Annotated in this window: 1 protein-coding gene; it reads right to left on the bottom strand. The window is 48.0% G+C overall.

What is annotated here, in order from left to right:
• Window positions 1–62: 62 nt before the first annotated feature.
• On the bottom strand, window positions 63–999 hold a 937-nt coding region (recF, locus tag EDM52_RS24215), incomplete at its 5' end, for a DNA replication/repair protein RecF (protein WP_122911442.1).

The following is a 999-nucleotide window of genomic DNA, read 5'->3' on the forward strand; positions in this document are numbered from 1 at the left end:
AAATAACATCCTTGGTGCTCACCACAGTATCTCCACCAATGTGTATAAACATCCCTGTATCCCTACCTTTCCCCTGAGATATTCCCTTCCTTCACGTAAAAACGAGAGGCTTGCTGGAGAACCTGATGTTTTAAGCCTTCCACACCAGTCGTACTTACAAACGTCTGCACCCGATCCTGAATCGTCTCGAGCAGTAAGGTTTGTCTATGTTCATCCAGCTCTGATAAGACATCATCCAACAGAAGGACAGGATATTCGCCTACCTCTTCCTTAATCAGTTCGATCTCGGCTAATTTGATGGACAAAGCAGTCGTTCGCTGCTGTCCTTGCGATCCGTAAGTTTGCACATCCATGCCATTCACTTTCAATGAAAAATCATCACGGTGTGGTCCGATCATCGTGCTTCCGCGCATGATTTCCCGGTCACGTACTTCTTCATAGGCAGCCAAGAGCAAATCTACAGCCTGGTCTGCTTCCAGTTCTTCTGTGACGGGCGTCGTGTTTTCATAATGCAAAGAGAGCGTTTCCCTACCGTCGGTAATGCCGGTGTGGATATCCTTCGCCCACGTCTCCAGCTTCCGAATGAACTCAAAACGCTTCCTTAACAATTTTACCGCTAAATCAGCCAATTGGGTATTCCAAATTGTCAGCATTTCCAGCGAGTGGCTTTTTTTCATCGCCAGATCCTTTAGCAACTGGTTTCGCTGAGCCAGTACCTTGTTGTAATTGCTCAAATAATACAGATACGTAGGCGACACCTGGCCGATTTCCATATCGATGAATCGTCTGCGCTGAGCAGGTGATCCTTTGACGATGGACAGATCCTCTGGGGCAAACATGACCACATTCAAGGCACCCACGTACTCGCTCAGCTTTTGCTGTTCCATTCCGTTGATTTTGGCCCTCTTTCCCTTTGCTGTCAACTGCAGCTCCAAACGAACAGAACCGTAGCGACGAAGAACATCGCTACGGATGGCGGCAAAATCGGCATCCCACGCA

It is taken from the genome of Brevibacillus invocatus (assembly GCF_003710915.1).
In the GTDB taxonomy this organism is placed as follows: Bacteria; Bacillota; Bacilli; order Brevibacillales; family Brevibacillaceae; genus Brevibacillus; species Brevibacillus invocatus.